This is a genomic window from Capnocytophaga sp. oral taxon 336 str. F0502 (genome assembly GCF_000411575.1).
Classification (GTDB): Bacteria; Bacteroidota; Bacteroidia; order Flavobacteriales; family Flavobacteriaceae; genus Capnocytophaga; species Capnocytophaga ochracea.
In genome coordinates this window covers 44,508-62,413 of record NZ_KE150494.1, presented here as the reverse complement: position 1 = coordinate 62,413, position 17,906 = coordinate 44,508, and the positions used below count along the sequence as shown (strand labels likewise).

At 38.5% G+C, this 17,906-nt stretch carries 15 protein-coding genes; 3 read left to right on the top strand and 12 right to left on the bottom strand.

Annotated features, from left to right (window positions below; genetic code table 11):
• Positions 1 to 27 precede the first annotated feature (27 nt).
• Genes HMPREF1528_RS11635 through HMPREF1528_RS11625 form a run of 3 tightly spaced genes read right to left on the bottom strand, consistent with a single transcriptional unit; the run spans position 28 to position 2,052 of the window.
• Positions 28 to 918 (bottom strand): hypothetical protein, encoded by an 891-nt coding sequence (locus HMPREF1528_RS11635; protein ID WP_016479904.1) that lies wholly within the window; start codon positions 916 to 918, stop codon positions 28 to 30.
• On the bottom strand, positions 915 to 1,814 hold the full coding sequence (locus tag HMPREF1528_RS11630) for a hypothetical protein (RefSeq protein ID WP_016479903.1): 900 nt from the start codon (positions 1,812 to 1,814) through the stop codon (positions 915 to 917). The genes HMPREF1528_RS11635 and HMPREF1528_RS11630 overlap by 4 nt, the downstream gene beginning before the upstream one ends.
• The gene (locus HMPREF1528_RS11625; RefSeq protein ID WP_009419675.1) at positions 1,804 to 2,052 is read right to left on the bottom strand and encodes a phosphopantetheine-binding protein; all 249 of its coding nucleotides are present in this window, start codon (positions 2,050 to 2,052) and stop codon (positions 1,804 to 1,806) included. The genes HMPREF1528_RS11630 and HMPREF1528_RS11625 overlap by 11 nt, the downstream gene beginning before the upstream one ends.
• Before the next feature lie 1,015 nt (positions 2,053 to 3,067).
• On the opposite strand from HMPREF1528_RS11625, the gene HMPREF1528_RS11620 reads away from it, so the two are divergent.
• Both HMPREF1528_RS11620 and HMPREF1528_RS11615 read left to right on the top strand, forming a co-directional pair.
• A complete protein-coding gene (locus tag HMPREF1528_RS11620) occupies positions 3,068 to 6,349 on the top strand; it encodes a SusC/RagA family TonB-linked outer membrane protein (protein ID WP_016479902.1) in 3,282 nt (1,093 codons plus the stop codon).
• A gap of 13 nt (positions 6,350 to 6,362) precedes the next feature.
• The gene (locus HMPREF1528_RS11615; protein ID WP_002673872.1) at positions 6,363 to 7,817 is read left to right on the top strand and encodes a RagB/SusD family nutrient uptake outer membrane protein; all 1,455 of its coding nucleotides are present in this window, start codon (positions 6,363 to 6,365) and stop codon (positions 7,815 to 7,817) included.
• Between the two features lie 533 nt (positions 7,818 to 8,350).
• Here HMPREF1528_RS11615 and HMPREF1528_RS11610 read toward each other — a convergent pair.
• From HMPREF1528_RS11610 to HMPREF1528_RS11590, 5 genes are all read right to left on the bottom strand, one after another.
• Positions 8,351 to 9,667, bottom strand: coding sequence for a DUF389 domain-containing protein (locus HMPREF1528_RS11610; protein ID WP_016479901.1), 1,317 nt, complete (start codon positions 9,665 to 9,667; stop codon positions 8,351 to 8,353).
• 387 nt (positions 9,668 to 10,054) lie between these two features.
• Positions 10,055 to 10,768, bottom strand: a complete 714-nt coding sequence (locus tag HMPREF1528_RS11605) for a DUF4197 domain-containing protein (RefSeq protein ID WP_016479900.1) — start codon at positions 10,766 to 10,768, stop codon at positions 10,055 to 10,057.
• Positions 10,769 to 10,850: 82 nt separating this feature from the next.
• A complete protein-coding gene (locus tag HMPREF1528_RS11600; protein ID WP_016479899.1) occupies positions 10,851 to 11,558 on the bottom strand; it encodes a hypothetical protein in 708 nt (235 codons plus the stop codon).
• A 9-nt stretch (positions 11,559 to 11,567) separates the two neighbouring features.
• Positions 11,568 to 12,410 carry a DUF3822 family protein gene (locus HMPREF1528_RS11595; protein WP_009410305.1) on the bottom strand — a complete coding sequence of 281 codons (843 nt, stop codon included), beginning with the start codon at positions 12,408 to 12,410 and terminating at the stop codon, positions 11,568 to 11,570.
• A complete protein-coding gene (locus tag HMPREF1528_RS11590; protein ID WP_002673865.1) occupies positions 12,385 to 13,047 on the bottom strand; it encodes a hypothetical protein in 663 nt (220 codons plus the stop codon). Before HMPREF1528_RS11590 ends, HMPREF1528_RS11595 begins: the two co-directional genes overlap by 26 nt.
• Positions 13,048 to 13,173: 126 nt before the next feature.
• On the opposite strand from HMPREF1528_RS11590, the gene HMPREF1528_RS11585 reads away from it, so the two are divergent.
• Positions 13,174 to 14,595 (top strand): ATP-dependent RecD-like DNA helicase, encoded by a 1,422-nt coding sequence (locus tag HMPREF1528_RS11585; protein WP_016479898.1) that lies wholly within the window; start codon positions 13,174 to 13,176, stop codon positions 14,593 to 14,595.
• 55 nt (positions 14,596 to 14,650) lie between these two features.
• Here HMPREF1528_RS11585 and HMPREF1528_RS11580 read toward each other — a convergent pair whose 3' ends face one another.
• From HMPREF1528_RS11580 to trmB, 4 genes are all read right to left on the bottom strand, one after another.
• A complete protein-coding gene (locus HMPREF1528_RS11580; protein WP_009420813.1) occupies positions 14,651 to 14,998 on the bottom strand; it encodes a phage holin family protein in 348 nt (115 codons plus the stop codon).
• Positions 14,983 to 15,753 carry an alpha/beta fold hydrolase gene (locus HMPREF1528_RS11575; RefSeq protein ID WP_016479897.1) on the bottom strand — a complete coding sequence of 257 codons (771 nt, stop codon included), beginning with the start codon at positions 15,751 to 15,753 and terminating at the stop codon, positions 14,983 to 14,985. Before HMPREF1528_RS11575 ends, HMPREF1528_RS11580 begins: the two co-directional genes overlap by 16 nt.
• Before the next feature lie 19 nt (positions 15,754 to 15,772).
• Complete coding sequence (locus tag HMPREF1528_RS11570; protein ID WP_016479896.1) at positions 15,773 to 16,873, bottom strand: glycoside hydrolase family 6 protein; 1,101 nt, start codon at positions 16,871 to 16,873, stop codon at positions 15,773 to 15,775.
• Between the two features lie 339 nt (positions 16,874 to 17,212).
• Positions 17,213 to 17,899 (bottom strand): tRNA (guanosine(46)-N7)-methyltransferase TrmB, encoded by a 687-nt coding sequence (gene trmB / locus HMPREF1528_RS11565; protein ID WP_016479895.1) that lies wholly within the window; start codon positions 17,897 to 17,899, stop codon positions 17,213 to 17,215.
• Positions 17,900 to 17,906: the final 7 nt, after the last annotated feature.

Genomic DNA, 17,906 nt, shown 5'->3' with positions numbered 1-17,906 from the left:
TTACAATACTACCCTAAGTATCAATTATCAATTCTCAATTGTGAATTTTTTCTTGTCTCTCTCTACTTTCCAAAAGAATAATGGGTAGGTGATCCAGTATAGCAACCATACGATGGGCATTAGCACCCAAATAGCGATATACAGATAGATGCGGAAGCATTTCAGCAGGAATTTACGCTTCTTACTGCCGTAAATCATCTTTGCCCAAATGCCGAAAAGGCGATTGCCTTTCTTCTCTGCCGAAACGAGAAAACGCTTGTAATGCACGCCTCCGTGAGCTACTATTGCTTGTTGCAGTCCTGTGTAATCACCGGTTTGCAGGTGAGGGGCAATGAGCGTGCCATATACGCTCGCGCCTTGTATGTCTTTATCGGCAACGCCCGCTTTTGGAAACACACCGAGATAGCGTTTGTTCTTGTCGCCCGAAAAGAGCCACTGTACAATGGTAATCACACTGATATGATTGTGGTGCCTATCGGTAAGGGCGATATTGCCCACTAAGTGTGCCCCACAGTCGGTTAAGAGTTTTTTTACTTTCTGGTGCGCCATTACCCACATATTGCGAGTGCCCGAAATGGTAATGACGGGTTTGCCTTGTAACAGTTGCTTACCTGCTTCACTCTGCAAAAAGGAATTAAACGGAATAGAAGGCGACAAATACCACACTTGGTAGCCTAATATCACCAAATCGTAATCAGTATGTGCCAGCTGAAAAGGCTTTAAGGGCTGGGGTATTTGCAAATACGACTCTGGGAAAGCTCCAAAAAACGCCTCGTCTGTCCACGGAAAAAGAAAAGGTTCTGTCGTATCAATAGGCAAAAAGTCGATAGTTACCTCCGTGAGTGGGGATAGTACACTATCGATAATCTCTTTGAGTTGCCCCGATTGGGTGTAATATACTACCAATATGCGTTTCATTGTTCATCCCAAAAGTTGAAATAATTAAACCATTGTAGCGGATACTTTCGTAGCATCTGCTCCATATTCTCGGTATAAGCATCGAGTAGCGCTTGGGCATCGCGACTTTTCACCTCAGCTACTTGGGCATACAAGTGGTAATGCAACCTACTTTCCTTCATCACATAAACGAAAAGCACCGGCACTTTCAAGCGCGAGGCTATAAAGAAAGGACCTGCGGGGAAGGTAGCTTCTGCGCCCAACAACGTTCCTTTGAGCGAACGCACGCCCTCAAAATATCGGTCTCCCGTGAAACACACTATCTTGTTGTCGCCAATAGCATCGTTGATTTTAAAGATATGCGACATATCTTCTTTCACATAGATAAACTGATTCGAGGGTTTATTTTTAGAAATCGACTCCAAATACTCCTTGATTACCGAGTGTTCCATATCGGTAGTTACGGTGCTTATTTTCAAATCAATATCTATTTTCCTAAAAAAAGGTTCAGCAATTTCAAAATTGCCTATGTGTGCCGAAATAAGTACCCCGCTCTGTTGTTCGTCTAATAGTTTATGTAAGCTTTCTACTCCATCAAACTCATAAGTAAATTTCTCTTCCAAGCCCGCCAAGATAGCAATCTTATCAATAATAGTTTGCCCGAAAGTAAAATAATTTAAGTACAAGTTCACTACCGCTTTGAGAGGTGAATAGCCCAAGCGGTGACGGAAATAGTAATACATATAGCCATTGGAGCGCCACTCAAACAAAAAGTAATAGAACGCTACAAAGATGAGCAAGGCATAAGCAGCATAAATACCCAAGTGTTTCATCAGCCACACAAAGATACTATAGCCTAATACAGTACCCTTAGATTTGCCTTGCCATTTCGTTTTGGCTTGTTCGTTAGCGTGCATTCACTTTATTTTCTAGGGTAGTATAAAAGTCGTTGAAGGTTACGATAGGCTTAAAATCGGCTTCTACCAATTTCACACCAAATTCTTGTTCAATCAGCACCACCAAATCCACATAATCAAGGCTATCTAATCCTAACGATTCGCGGAAGTTTGCCTCAGGGGCAATCACACTGGCTTCTACTTCAAATTCCTCAACAAAAATACGAGTAGTAAGGTCTATAATCTCCTGTCTGTTCATTCTTCTTTTTATTAGCTAATACTTTATAAGGGGCAAAGATACGAATATTTTGTCAATAACCAATTTTCCTAACAAACATCATCTTGCAAAAAGCCCAAAACTACATAGTTATAATCGAACAACCCTCTGAAAAGTCACTTTTGCGTCACACACTTTGCCAAAGTTTAAACTCCCAGCCCCCTCTCTTTTAGAGCTTCTCCCCAGCCTCTCCATTTTTTGCCATCAACCCATACTAACTTAACCCAATTTACTAATTTCCCAATTTGCTAATTCTCTAATTTCTCTTCCCTTTTCCGTCCCTCGCCCCTTGTCACTACACCCCCTCTCCTTGGGAGAGGGACGGGGTGAGGATTCTCTTTCTTTCGCCTCGAAACCCCGATTTTAACATTTTTACCCCTATTATACCATATTATGAATCAACAACTTATACACCCTTCCTATACCAATCGTCCAAGATTCGTATAAGCTTCCTATAAGCTCTCTATAAGCTAACCCCACCCATCTAATACCCTTTTTTCATCAAAACTCTTCTCAACTCCCTTCCGTTCTTCTCCGTTCTCTTTCGAGCACTCCTAACAGCCCTAACACATCACTTTTGCGGTACGCACTTTGCCAAAGTTTGAAATTTTGGCAAAGTTGATGTTCTAAAAAGTTACCTCCCCATTCCCCCATTTTCTCATTTTCTCATTTTCTCATTTTTTTCCCTGCCTGTGCGGCTCGCACCTCATTTTTTCATTGTGATATTTGTAACATTCTATTGGTTATTTTGTAACAAAAACACTGTTTTTCTACTGAAATAATTTTGCATAAAAACAGTGCGTAATAGGCATTTCTTTGCGTTTTCATCAAAGAAATGCCTATTTTATTGCAAAAAACGCAAAGAAATCACGTTTTTATGATTTTTTTCTCATCTATTTTTTACAAACAAAATGAGTAAATTTGTTAAGGATAAATTTGGAACTTAACAGAAAACTTTTCTACCTTTGCACCAGTTTATAAAATAATGTTATAGAAGATGAGATTAAACAAAGTATCTTTCGCACTATTTTTAATGCTAATAGTGCAAGGCTTCTCGTGGGCGCAGGAACGAGAAGTGACAGGAACAGTACGCGATGCTAGTGGAACCGAAATGATGGGCGTTGCCGTACTAGTAAAAGGAGAACAACACGGTGTTCAAACCGACTTTAATGGTCGTTATAGCATCAAGGTTGCTCCAGGTAAGACCTTAGAGTTCTCATTCTTAGGAATGAAAACTCAAAATCGCAAAGTAGGCCCTTCAGGTCGCATTGATGTAGTAATGCAAGAAGAAGCCCAAGTGATTGACGAGGTAGAAGTAGTAGGCTACGTATCCGTAAAGAAAGACCAATACGTAGGTTCTGCTTCATCTATTGATAAAGAAGCTTTAAAGAAAAAAAGCGTTTCTAACGTTTCACAAGCCTTGACAGGTGAGGCAGCAGGTGTACGCGTGATTAACTCCTCAGGACAACCTGGTACTGTGGCTACTATTCGTGTTCGTGGGTTCGGTTCGGTAAACGGTAACCGCGACCCTCTATATGTGTTAGATGGGGTGCCTTTTGATGGATATATATCCTCTATTAATCCTGATGATATTGAGAGTATGGTAATACTCAAAGATGCTACTTCCACTTCGGTATATGGTTCACGTGGAGCTAATGGGGTGGTACTTATCACCACTAAAAAAGGACGTGTAGAAAAATCTCGAATCCAAATAGAATCAAAAATAGGTTTCAATATGCGTTTATTACCTCGTTATGAAACTATCAATAGCCCTGAACGCTATATGGAAATAAGTTGGGAATCATTACTCTACAGAGGTGCTCTTACACAAGCAAAAAACCCTACAGGATTCGCTGCTAAATACGCCAGCCCTGAAGATTATGCCAATAAAAATCTTTTTGGAGGAATAGGTATTAGCCCTGATTATAACATATGGAATACTACAGGTTCAAACTTAATAGATCCTAACACAGGAAAGATACGCGAGGGAGTAACACGCCGTTATGACCCTGAAAATTGGACAGATTATGCTTATCAAACTTCTGTTCGTTCTGAATACAATGTAAATATGAGTGGAGGTAGCGGTAAGACTACCTATTATGCGGGTATTGGCTATCTTAAAGACGATGGTTATATAGTAAACTCCGGTTTTGAACGTTATACAGGACGTTTAAACGTTTCTTATCAAGCAAAACCTTGGTTAAAAGGTGATTTTAACTTAGGTTATTCTCATACACAAACCAAAGCGAATGGTCAAACAGAAGACTCCAATAGTATTTTTTGGTTTACTGATAATATTCCTCCTATTTATCCGTTGTTTTTGCGTGATGCTAATGGCAATAAAATAAAAAATCCATACTATGGAGGCTATCAGTATGATTTCGGTGATAGTGAGAATGGTAGAGGATTTGGAGCTCTTACCAATGCTATCGGGCAAGCTACTTATGATAAAAGAAATAGAACTCGTAATGAATTGAATGCAAACTTTTTCCTAAGAGCAGATATTGTAAAAGGCTTGAGCTTCGAAACTCGCTTAGGAGGGCAATATTACAATAATAGCTATGATAACTATACCAATCCTTATTATGGTTCAGCTAAATCAACTTACGGAGCTTTATATAAAGAAAGAAGAGACTTTTTAAACTACACTTTTCTACAATTGTTACGTTATACGGAACAGTTTGGAAACCATAATGTACAAGCTTTTGTAGCTCACGAGAGCACAACATATGACTATAAAACATTAGAAGCGTCTAAAAGTGGCTTAATAGACCCCAATGGTTCAGAATTGAATAATGCTACCAAAATGACAGGGTTGGGTTCTTATGTCTATAATTATCGGTTAGAAAGTTATTTTGGTCAGTTTTTGTATGATTATGATGGTAAATACCTGCTTTCTACCTCTGCCCGTCGTGATGGTTCCTCACGTTTCTTAAATAACAAATGGGGTACTTTCTTGTCTGCTGGTTTAGGCTGGGTAGCCAGTAAAGAAAACTTTTTGAAAAATAAACAATGGCTACCTTATCTCAAGCTCAAAACAAGTTACGGTACGGTAGGTGACCAATCGGTAGTCTCTGGAGAAAGAGCAGAAGAACTTAATACAGGATATTATCCAGGTTATGATGTATACGACTTAGGTAACTTTATGGGGTTGCCTGCAGCTGTATTTAACAAAATAGGCTATCCTGACCTTACTTGGGAAAAGACAAAAATATTTCAAGTAGGAACAGAATTTACTTTATTAAAATCAAGAGCAATTGATGTACAAGTAGATTATTATCATCGAACTACTTCTGACCTTATTTTCGATAGTCGTTTAGCTCCTTCTACAGGTAATGGTATCAATAAAGTAAATGATGGATTACTTATCAATCAAGGTTTTGAGTTTAATGTAATGGCTCATCTTGTAAACAAAGGTGATTTCCGTTTAGATGTAGGAGTAAATGGCGAAATACTCAAAAACAAACTCACTCGTATGCCTTTTGATTATTCTACTAATGCTCCCAAAGTAATTGACCTTACATCTACCAATTATGCCAGAGCCAAAGATCACTCATTGTTTGATTACTATTTGCGTGAATGGAGGGGAGTTAATAGCCAAACAGGAGCAGGACAATGGACTATGCACTATCAAGATAAAAATAATAATAAAAAATATGATGATGGTGAACAAATTTTATCTTTATATGAGTTCCAACAGGCAAATCCTGATACTCCAGTGTACGAAACAATTACTGAAGACTATACTAAGGCTACTCAAAAATTTGTGGGAAAATCAGCTATCCCTGATGTACGGGGAGCTGTTACACTAAGGGCTGGCTACAAGGGGATTTCACTAAGTACACAGTTTTTATACAGCTTAGGAGGATATGCTTATGATGCTGCTTATGCTAATTTAATGCATAATGGACAAATAGGAACCAATAATTGGCATAAAGATATTGAAAACCGTTGGAAAAAACCGGGAGATATAACCGATGTTCCGCGTCTTTCTGCTCAATATGGTAATGATTCTAATTTCAATAGCCGTTCTACACGCTTTTTAACTAAATCTGATTATTTAGTGCTCAATAATGTTACTTTAGGATATGATTTACCTAAAGATGTTTGTAACGGGATAGGCTTTGAAGGATTAACCTTTACTCTCACAGGAGATAATCTGTGGATTAAAACAACTCGTAAAGGCTTTAATCCCACTACTTCTGAAACAGGAACTTCAAGTGTCTATCGTTATTCTCCTTTATCAACTTTTACTTTAGGCGTAAGAGCAACTTTTTAAATTTTAGTTTACTATGAAAAAAAATATAACACTCAGTATATTATGTTTGGTAGTACTTATGTTTACTGCCTGCCAAAAGGACTTTTTAAATACCAGTCCTACCGAAACACTCCCTGATGCCCCTGCTCAAACAAGGCTTAATGGTATGTACTTGATGATGATAAAAACGGGAACAGGAGGAACCGATCAACAAGATGACTATGGTCAAAAAAGTTATGATATCTGTATGGATATGCTTTCAGGTGATATGGCAATGATTCAGCCTAAATATGGCTGGTATCAAAGAACTGCTAATTTAAAAAATTCTAATGATTACACTAGTCTCTTCTTGTATGAGCCTTGGCGTTATTATTACAGAATGATATATGAAGCCAATAAAAGTATAGCACAACTTTCTTCTCCTCAAAATGATGAAGAGAAATATATTTTAGCACAAGTACGTGCTATGCGAGCTTATGCTTATTTTTACTTAATGCAACTTTTTACCACTAAGTATGAGCCCGATTCTAATACCAATTCTATTCCTCTGTATACCAAAGCGGATATCGTAGCCAAAGGGAAAGCTAAACAATCAGAAATATATGCGCTGATGGTACAAGATTTAGAATTTGCGGTTGCTAACTTAGAAGGTTTTACCCGTGCTAACAAAGGTATGGTAGATAAGTATGTAGCCGAAGGATTATTAGCTTATGTATATGGAGCAATGGGTGAAACTCAAAAAGTAGCCGATTTAGCTTTAGATATTGTAAATAATAGTGGCTACCCGCTTACCACTCGTGAACAAACTGTTTATGATGAAACTACTAAAAAAGGGGGTGGTTTTAATGATCTCAATACAGCAAGTTGGCTGTGGGGCTTTGATATCATTGCTGAAAATGGCTTAGACTTAATTTCTTGGTGGGGGCATATGGACTTGTTTACTTATAGCTATATGGCAGTAGGAAGTATCAAAGGAATAGACAGTAATCTATTGTCACAGATAAGACCTAATGATATTCGTAAAAAACAATTTGATGAAAAGAATCGTCCTACAGGTAAGTTTTTTGCCCCTGAAAGAAAAGTAGCAGGACAAAGAGACGTTCTTACTGATTATATCTTTATGCGTGTAGATGAGTTTTACTTATTGGCAGCTGAAGCCTTAACAAAGCTAAACCGCGATAGCGAAGCAAAAACTATTTATAAAAAACTTTTAACTTTACGTTATCCTGAAGCTACCGCAGCTACTGATATTGCCTATGTAGATACCTTAACAAATTCACAATTGTTAGATGATATCTATCTCAATACTCGTATTGAGTTATGGGGGGAAGGAAAATCCTATCTTTCACTTAAACGCAATAAAAGAAGTGTAACCAGAGGGGCAAATCATTTTGAAAGAGCTAATGAAACTTTTAATTATGACTCACCAGAATTGACATTCCCTATACCTCAGAATGAGATAAACAATAATCCTTTTATAACAAAGTAATTTTTCTTTTTCTACAAAGAAAGCAGTTTCCTGCAATGCCAAAGGCATTGCAGGAAATGTTGTTATAATTTATACTACTTATTTAGCGTTGGCTATAAAGCATCATTACTTTATCCCAGTCTATTGCGTTAAAGAAATTAGTTAGTCACTGCTTCACCAAAAACCATCTAAAAGTTTTTAAAACTACCAAAGTCACACCTATGTTTGTATTACAATCTGTGTAAATCCAGTAGCAAAGCTACCAATTCGTACCCATCACATTTGTCAATTATCAATTATCAATTGTCAATTGTCAATTGTCAATTGAAAGACTATCCGTGTAATCTGTGTGTAGTCTGCGAGCTGGCATAGCAGAGTATGTGTCTAAAGGTAGCTTGCTACCTATTTGTTTGATTTTTTTTAAGATTTATAAGATTTCTGTAGCGTAAGCTACACTTTTCTTACATCGGACTCACGTTAATTTAACAGTCCATACAGCTCACACCACGGGGATTTCATTTTCTCATTTTCTAATATGCTAATTTTCTAATTCCCTAATCTGCTAATCTGCAAATCACTTTCTTATCGCCAAACTTCTCAGCGAGCCATTGTTGCAACTTTTGGCGATCCACTTCTTTGGCGACCTCTTTGCCTTTCACAGTTTCTTTTTTAGACGTGTAAAGCATTACCGTAGTGAGAGAAGAGTTGCCTTTTCCCGAAAAATCTGTCAGTTTTCCAAAATAAAAACTCTCAATATTAGGGAACAATACTTTTATTTCTTTGGCAAAAGTAGGGTCGGTATATTTGTATTGCGCCAACTCTTCTTTTAGCTGATTTATCTTTATGTCTTTATTAGAAAGCGACGCCTTGTTTTTGTTGATTTCCGATAATATCTCTTTGTCAATATCCGACTCTTTTTGCCTAATGATGAGTTCGGTATTATGTAATTTGAAGTTTTTGAGGTTACTTTGTAGTGTTTTTACTTCTTCATCGGTAAATTTCTTGTCTAAAAAAGCCAATTCAATGGTTTTAGGTGAGGCATTGTAGTGTATTTTCTTGTAAATAATGGTATAACCGCTGTTTTCAAACTCGGCAGTGATATAATGAGCTACATTCTCGTGGAACTCCTTCTCTTTCAAAAGGCTATATGCCAAATACAAACTAGGAGTAACAATAAGGATAACCAATGTGGTGATAACAACGCGTAAACGCTTGTTGAGTGCCTCATTACCGGTGTTTTTAGGAGTGTATTTCAGGTATTTGATGATGAGGAAAGTAGCAATACCTATGAAGAAACAGTTGATGCTATATAGATAGAAAGCTCCTAAAAAAAAACTAATATTGCCCGTAGCCAAGCCAAATCCAGCTGTACAAAGCGGTGGCATCAAAGCGGTAGCAATTGCCACCCCTGGTATAGGGTTACCTTTATCCTCGCGCGTTAGCGAGATAGCTCCTACCAACCCACCTACAAAGGCGATAAGCACATCGTAAATGGTAGGAGAAGTACGTGCCAAAAGCTCTGACTGTACATCTTTAAACGGACTGATATAGAAGTAGATAAACGATACTATAAGACTCACCACAGTAGCGATGAGCAAACTCTTGCCGGTTTTCTTCAACAGGTCGAAATCATAAGTAGCCAATGCAAATCCTGCCCCCACGATAGGTCCCATCAAAGGAGAAATAAGCATCGCCCCAATGATTACAGCAGTAGAATTCACGTTTAACCCAATAGAAGCAATCAGGATAGCACAAGCCAAAATCCATAGATTAGCGCCACGAAAAGAGATATTGCTAAGGATATCTTCAATTACTTTTTCCTTTTTCTCTTCCCCCTGATGTAAATTAAAAAGCTTTTTCAAAAAACTCATAATGTAAGATATTAGATGTTAGTTTTTAGTCATTAGTACAAACTACTAATGTTTTTTATGTGAAGTGCAAAGATAAGCATAATTTATCAATTAACCAATATGTCAATTTGTCGATTAGTGGCGCAAAACTATAAGATATTAAATGAAGTAGCAAATGTATTCGTCTGCTATTCAGTTTAATACCTATTATTGTTCGGTGTAGAGCCACTGTAGAGCCACTGTAGAGCCACTGTAGAGCCACTGTAGAGCTATTGTAGAGCTATTGTAGAGCCACTGTAGAGCCACTGTAGAGCCACTATATGCTCGGTATAGGTTCGGTGTATATAGGAATACAAAATCGCCGTGCGGTATTCATACCACACGGCGATTATTATAAGGGATTTGCTATTATTTATTATCCTGCATCGCAAACACCGATTTTAGTAAGGGGGTAGTACGCGCCGCTATGTTCGTGCGTATTTCCTTCTCCTTATCGCCCACCTTCACAAACAATCCATTGATAGCCTGTTGGGTAACGTATTTAGTAAGGTTCGGTTCAACGGGCTTTACCAATGGTATTTGGTTATACTTGTTGATAATGTTTTCCCATACTTTATCGGCACCTACTTCACTAAGCGAGGCTTGCACTTTGGGAGCAAAAGCGGTCTCCAAAGAACTATAAGTGCTGTTTTTCAGGTAGGTAGTCGCTGCGGTATTGTCACCTTTTAAGATGTTCATCGCATCGGTAAAGGTCATATTTCGTATCGCCGATAAAAAGATAGGCTTCGCCTGGCTCACAGCATTTTCAGCTGCTTCATTTAGTACTTTTAGTCCTTGGTCAGCCAAAGAACCTAACCCCACCGAACGCAAAGTTTTATCTACCTTCTGGAGTTCTTCGGGTAAGAGAATCCGTACTGCTTGGTCTTTAAAATAACCACCGTCTTTGCTCAGCAAATCCACCCCACTACTTACCCCCATTTCAAGGGCTTGTTTGAGTCCGCTGGCTACATTAAATCCGCTACCGCCTTGGGTAGTGTTGCCCATAGCTTGTTGCAATTCATCGCAACTGTTCAGAGTAAAAGAGCCCATTGTTAAGAGCCCCAAAAGCATTACTTTTTTCATATATTTGTTTTTATTAATTTTTAACTGTCTTTTTCTTATTTCATCTGTATAAGTAGCGTAAATAGTAGCAGAAAATTATTATTTACCTTTTATTTATTGAAAGGTATATACTGAAAATACTTGCAAAAAGTATCGGGAAGGTAATGACAATGCCTATACCAAAAGAAAAGAAGCCTGCTAACACAAAAACACAACCCAAAAAGGTAATGATAAGGGCAGTGAAAGGAGCGAGCATTATTCTTCTATAACTCTCTCCCATAGCCTTGAAAAGAGGTTTGCTTTCCAAAATAATAATTGGGATAGTGAGCACAAATACTAACGAGATGATAGTGTTAAAGGCAAGTCCTAACGAGTACATTCCTATGGCAGAAAAACCTACTAATATAAAAGTTTTAAGGCACATTTGCAGAATAACGTGGCCTAAAATAGCACTTGTTTCAGGAGCGCGATAATAAGTGAAAAGGTTGCCCAAAGTAGCGCGTTCCCCTTGAATTACCGCTACGAAGTTCTTATAAATACCTGCTGTAAACGGGGTAATGATGCCATCTATAAGCAACGAGAAGAACCAAAATTTAATAATAAAACTCTGGCTACGGGCTAAAGCTACAAGCTTTTCGGGATTGCTTTGTAGAGCAATGATATCCTCTAAAGGCATTCCTAAGATAGTAGTAATAAGAGAAGCGTAAACTAAAAACACTACTGTAAATAAAATAAGAGAGCCCAAAAGGTGCACTCCGAAAGTACTTTGGTATAGTTTAAAAGTATTGCGCAATATATTCAAAAATTTCATAGCAATAGATTAAAAAGATTGGGTGAGCACAAAATTCCGACGAATGAGCTCTTCGTCCATTCCTGCAGCAAAATGTTCCTTATGGTATTTCAGGAGGTAAATATACCTCACATAACGCCTTACCTTATTATAAAACAGTGCTGTGGGTTCTACTTCCCCTGTGATATAAAGAGGCACTTGCTCAGTATCGATATCCAATTGTTCAATAGAGAAAAGAATGTAATACAAGAAGTCTTCAATGGTTTCATAACTGAACCTATTGAAGTAATACAGTTTTTTACCTCTGAACACTACAAAGTAAAAAGAGCCTACTTCGGCATAGATATACATCACTTCGAAAGCGTGCGAAGAGTAGTGTTTGAGGAACATACGTAGTAGTGAGGTAGCAAAGTGTTGGTAGTCGAACCTACCGTAATAAGAAAGTAGTGAATTATTTACTATTGTATTGGGCAAATAAGCATTCACCGTTTCAATAGATATGATTCTATCAATTTCCACGGTATAGGGTTCCGCCTCCGATACATCTATACTGTATTTGAGGTATTCCAGCATTTCGTCTTTTCCGCCGTAAAGAGACTGTGGGATAAAAGCAAAGGAAGGGGTATTGTGTAAAACCTTAATAGTATCGAAATCTTGGCGGAGGTCGTCTTCACTTTGTATCACAAAATAGATTTGCCTATCGATATCTTCTTTGCTCTTATAGCTGAAGTTGATAGGAAAATTATAAATAGCCTCTACACACAGGAGTACAGGGTTAAACACACAAAAAGAAAGTCCATCCAAGTTTATTTGAATGGACAATTCCTTAAAGTACGTTTTAAACTGATTATTGCTTTGCAATTTTTGCGTCATAAGAAGTTGGCCAGTTACCGTTTACAGTAAGCTCTTCGAGTGAACCTACTTTAATATTAGGACCTCTTACATCTTCTACCGATGTTTTTGCAATTTCTTTTTCTACTAAGTCTTCATCAAGACCTTGTAGCACCACTCTCTTAGGCACATACGCTTCAAAAACGGAAGATTTTACATTGTTCTTGTCGGTAATTTCTCCTGTTTTCATTATAAACTGACCAGGAATTTTACCTTTGATAGGAGGTAAATCGCGCAAATGCAAATAACGATTATCGTTTTTAAACAATGAATCTTTTACTGATACGTGCCCCAAAGTATCAATAACTACACCTTGGCGCATTACCGTAATTTTAAAAGTCTCATCGAAAGCATTCCAGCTTGTGTCGCGTTGTGAAGTAATAGTAAATTGTGCAGTTTCGATAAACTTAGTAAGCTCATCAAAATTATCGGCATATTTGCCGTTGAGTCTCAAATAAGCATCTTGCGCTGCACGGATATCTTTTAGTTTCTTAATTACCTCGGTGTAGCGTTCCTCCTTAATTTTTTTGAACTCAATAGGGCCTGTGATAGACCTGTAAATTAGGTAGCAAAATACTAAACCTAATGCCCAAAATGCAATAGTTACAATTTTTTTCATCGTTTTAATTCTATAAATTAATAATAACTTTCTTGACTGGTATTGCGCAAAACTACAATCTTTTTTTGAAACAAAAAAATTATTTTAACTTTTTTTTATAATTTTGCTCTCAGAACTGTTTTTATTATGAACGAAAAAGCCTTTTTTAGTGCCCTTATTAGTGCCTTTAAACACGAGCCTACTCCTTCGCAAAATATTGCTTTACAAAAGATTACAGAATATCTGTTCTCAGCAGATGCTTCTGATAAACTTTTTTTACTAAAAGGTTTTGCTGGAACCGGAAAAACCTCTATCACCAACTGTCTTATCCGCACTTTACCGCTCATAAACCACCAATCGGTGTTATTAGCACCTACCGGTAGGGCAGCCAAAGTGATGACCTATTTCACCCAAAGGCAGGCTTTCACTATTCACAAATATATTTATTACTCCAAAGCTGATGGTACTGATGTATCCTTCAAACTGCGTGCCAATAAGCTCCAAAATACTTTATTTATAGTAGATGAGGCTTCGATGATTGCTGATAACGACTATCAACTCTTTGAGCGCCCTTCATTATTAAACGACTTAATGCGCTTTGTGTATTCTGGAAAAAACTGCAAACTATTACTTATAGGCGATACTGCGCAATTGCCTCCTGTTAATACCCTCGAAAGTCCTGCACTGAATATCCCTTATTTAGAATATCAGTTTCAAAAAGAAGTGCTTACGGTTACGCTTACTGAGGTGGTACGCCAGCGACAGAAGTCGGGGATATTGCGCAATGCTACTCGTTTGCGCAAACATATCTTTTCTTCGCTTGCTGAAAAACAGTTCGCTTTTAAGATAAATCATCACCCTGATATAATACGACTTACTGACGGGGCTGAAATACAAGACGCTATCAGTGAGGCGTATGACGATTATGGTTCAGAAGAAACTACGGTGATAGTGCGCTCCAACAAGCGCGCGGTGGCTTGGAACAACCAAATACGCAGAGTGATTTTAGACATTGAAGACGAAATAGCTGCCGGAGACTTGCTAATGGTGGTTAAGAATAATTACTTCTGGTATAAGGATAATTCGCAAGTGAGTTTTATTGCCAATGGTGATACTATAGAGGTATTACAGCTTTATGACTTTACAGAAGCCTATGGTTTCCGCTTTGCTGAGGTATCGGCTCAGCTTATTGATTATCCCGAAGTGCCTCCGTTTGATACGGTTATATTATTAGACACCTTAAACAGTGAAGCTCCTGCCTTATCACCGGCTCAAAGCAATCAGCTTTATGAAGAAGTACTCACTGATTACGCTGATGAACCTACGGCTTATAAAAGATATCAGAAAGTGAAAGAAAACCCTTATTTCAATGCTTTGCAGGTGAAGTTTTCGTATGCGATTACCTGTCATAAGAGTCAAGGGGGGCAATGGGACGCCGTGTTTGTGGAGAAACCTTACTTACCTGATGATATCATAGATGAAGGTTACTTACGATGGCTTTATACGGCTATCACTCGTGCTAAAGAAAGGGTGTACTTGGTAGGGTTTAAAGACGAGGATTTTGGTTAAGAATTAAGAGTTGAAGAAAGATGAGTTTTTTGAGTGACTTCAACTTTGGCAATAATTAATTTCTTACTTTCCCAAGAGGAGCAAGAGCTAATGCCTGAGCTAACGAAAGGCAAGTGCTGAACATCAGTCCGCCCCAGAAGCCGTGTACTACAAAGCCACCTACTAATTTGCTTGCCAGGAGCACAATTACAGTGTTGATGATAAATAAAAAGAGCCCAAAAGTCATAAAGGTAATAGGGAAGGCAATGAACTCTAATATAGGGCGTACAATACCATTGAGAAGTGAGAGCACAAAGGCTACCACGAGGGCTGTAAAGAAGTTCTCGATATGAGCACCTACATTTAGGTAGCCCAATACAAAAACAAGGGTTGCGGAGATGAATAAGCTTATAAAGTATCGCATAAGAAATGTATGGTTTTATTGTAAAATTCAGTAGGGTTTTGAGCGTGTAACCAGTGTCCTGCCTTGCTCACTGTATCGATAATAGCGTGCGGGAAGTGAGTGTGAATAAGGGCTTCGTCTTCGGGCATCACATACTCAGAATACTCTCCTTTTAAGAAGAGCGTTTTTCCTTCGAACACATTGCTATCGGGGAGTTCAGCACCTATCTCGCTTTCATTCTCAATTAAAGCAGGGAGATTCAGGCGCAAGCCTAATCGGTCTTTGGTTTCCCAATAAAGGTTTTTCAGTAAGAACTGTCGCACCCCTATATCACTTACATAAGCCGAAAGTGCTTCATCGGCTTCGGCACGTGAATGTATCACATCGAAATTTAAGGACGCTAAACCTTGTAAACAAGCTCCGTGATGCTCAGGAAAGTATTTAGGCGACATATCAGCAACGATGAGAGAAAGCACTCTATCAGGGTGTTCGGTAGCGAAAAGCATTGCTGTTTTGCCTCCCATAGAATGCCCCATCAGGTGAAAGACTTTCAATCCGTGAGCATCAGCATATGCAAGCAAATCTTGTGCCATTAGAGGATAGCTGAAATCGGGGCTGTGAAAACTACGACCGTGATTGCGTTGGTCTACTAAATGCACTTGAAAGCCCGCTTCGGCATATTTGAGCCCCAAAGTACGCCAGTTATCTGACATACCCAAAAAGCCGTGCAGGATAATGAAGGGAGTGCCTTCGCCTATAATTTGAGAATGTAACATAGTTATTTAGTAAGATAATTTAAAAGTTGTTAGGGACTTTCCACTCTTCTATAATTCCTTTTTCAATAGCTTTTTGCACTAATGATTTTGCTACTGCGGGATACCAAGAGCCTGCCTCAGGATCGCCATTGGCACAAGTACCATCGGATAAGCCAGGATGTTTAATCCACAAATAAGCGTCGGCGTGAGGAGCAGAGGTTTTGGTGGTAGGGCGTACTCCTAAAGCGGCGTTAAAATTGTTACAACTGTAATAATAAGCTTTATTGGTTTGTTTAGGGCTATCGATACCATTGCGGGAGGTGTCTATCACGTAGTATTTTGTGCCTAAGTTTTTCTTTTGGAGCGTTTGTACGAACTCTTCGCTCCACTTTTCAGCCCGAGGAGTCCCTCTACGGTCGGCGACGTTGGTAACAAAGCCACGCATATACCGGATACCGCCATCTATTACCGCTTGGGCAGCTTCTTCTTGTTTGAGTTCTGTTCCGCCAATATGCAAATACAACAACGCATTCGGGTTGTTATCAGCAAAAGTTTTTCCTACATAAGTGAGGAGTTCAGCGCGTTCTTTGTATTTTGCATCGTTGTATTTCCAGCCTTTCTTTAAACAAAAGTTATGGGCATCGGGTTCTACAATCACTATTATAGGGGTTTTGCCAATAATAGCACTAGTGCGATTTATCCACTCTTTATAAGAAGCAGCCGTTTTATGACCTCCGGTTGAATACGAACCACAATCTCTATAAGGAATGCCGTAGAGTGTGATGATAGGTGTTTTTTGTTGTGCCTTTGCGCCTTCGATGAGGCGTTTTAAGGTAGTATCGTCGAAGGCTTTTACGCCTTCGAACCATTCAGCTGTGGGAGTAGCGGCTATTTGGTAATAGAGTTTCTTTAAGTAAGGGTCTTTTTCTTGCTTAGTCATTTCATAAGCCTTAGTTTCCGTAAAGAGATAGAAAGGCTTGGAATAAGCTAATAAAGAAGTGTCTCCTTTTTTAGGCTCCTCCTTTTTAGGATTTTCTTTTTGTAGAATCTCTTCAGTATTATTATGCTTATCACAAGAAATGATTGCGAAGCATATCGCAATGATGAGATAAACGTACGTTAAAATAATATTCTTTTTCATTTGATAATATAATCAATGATTAATGTTTATTCTTCTATAAGCCCCCGTTCCCCCGAAGGGGGACAACCCGTAAAGAGAGGTAAGCTGCCCATAGCCTTCCTTGAGGGGGAAGTGGAATGCAAAAGAGACTTTTTAGGGTTTTCAATGTTAATTAACGTGAGTTCGACGTAAGAAAAGTGTAGCTTGCGCTACAGAAATCTTATAAATCTTTAAAAAAATCAAACAAATAGCCAACAAGTTGCCTTTAAACACATACTCTGCTATGCCAGCTCTCAGACTACACACAAATTACACGGATAGTTTTTCAATTGACAATTGACAATTGACAATTGATAATTGTTAATCATTATCTTTTTTTATCTGAAAGCGAATGTAGGTAATAGGTTTGTTTTGCTCCAAATAGAACTGCTCATAAAAAGTTTTAATTTCGGTTACTTCTTCGGGTATACCGTCGCTGTTATAGATGTTGTGATTGGCATAGAGTACTTTATGCCCTGCTCCGTGTAACAATCCTAGCGTATAGCCGTGCATAAACTCACTATCGGTTTTTAGGTGGATATAACCCTCAGGTGCAAGAATATGCTGATAGCGCGTTAGAAAATCGGCGTTTGTAAGGCGGTGCTTGGTGCGCTTGTATTTGATTTGAGGGTCGGGGAAGGTAATCCATATTTCGCTTACTTCCTCAGGGGCAAAACAACATTCGATGAGTTCTATTTGGGTGCGTAAGAAGGCTACATTGGTAATATTTTCGTCAGTAGCAGTTTTAGCTCCTCGCCAAAAGCGTGCTCCTTTGATATCGATACCTATAAAATTCTTCTGAGGGTAGCGTTTGGCTAATCCCACTGAGTATTCGCCTTTACCACAACCCAATTCTAAGACAATAGGGTGATTGTTCTTAAAAAAGAGTTCGTTCCACCGACCTTTATAGGCAAAAGCACCGTTAAGGAGCTCTTCGCGTGAAGGTTGGATTACATTGGCAAAGGTTTTATTTTCTTCAAAGCGTTTGAGTTTGTTTTTGCTTCCCATAGATTGA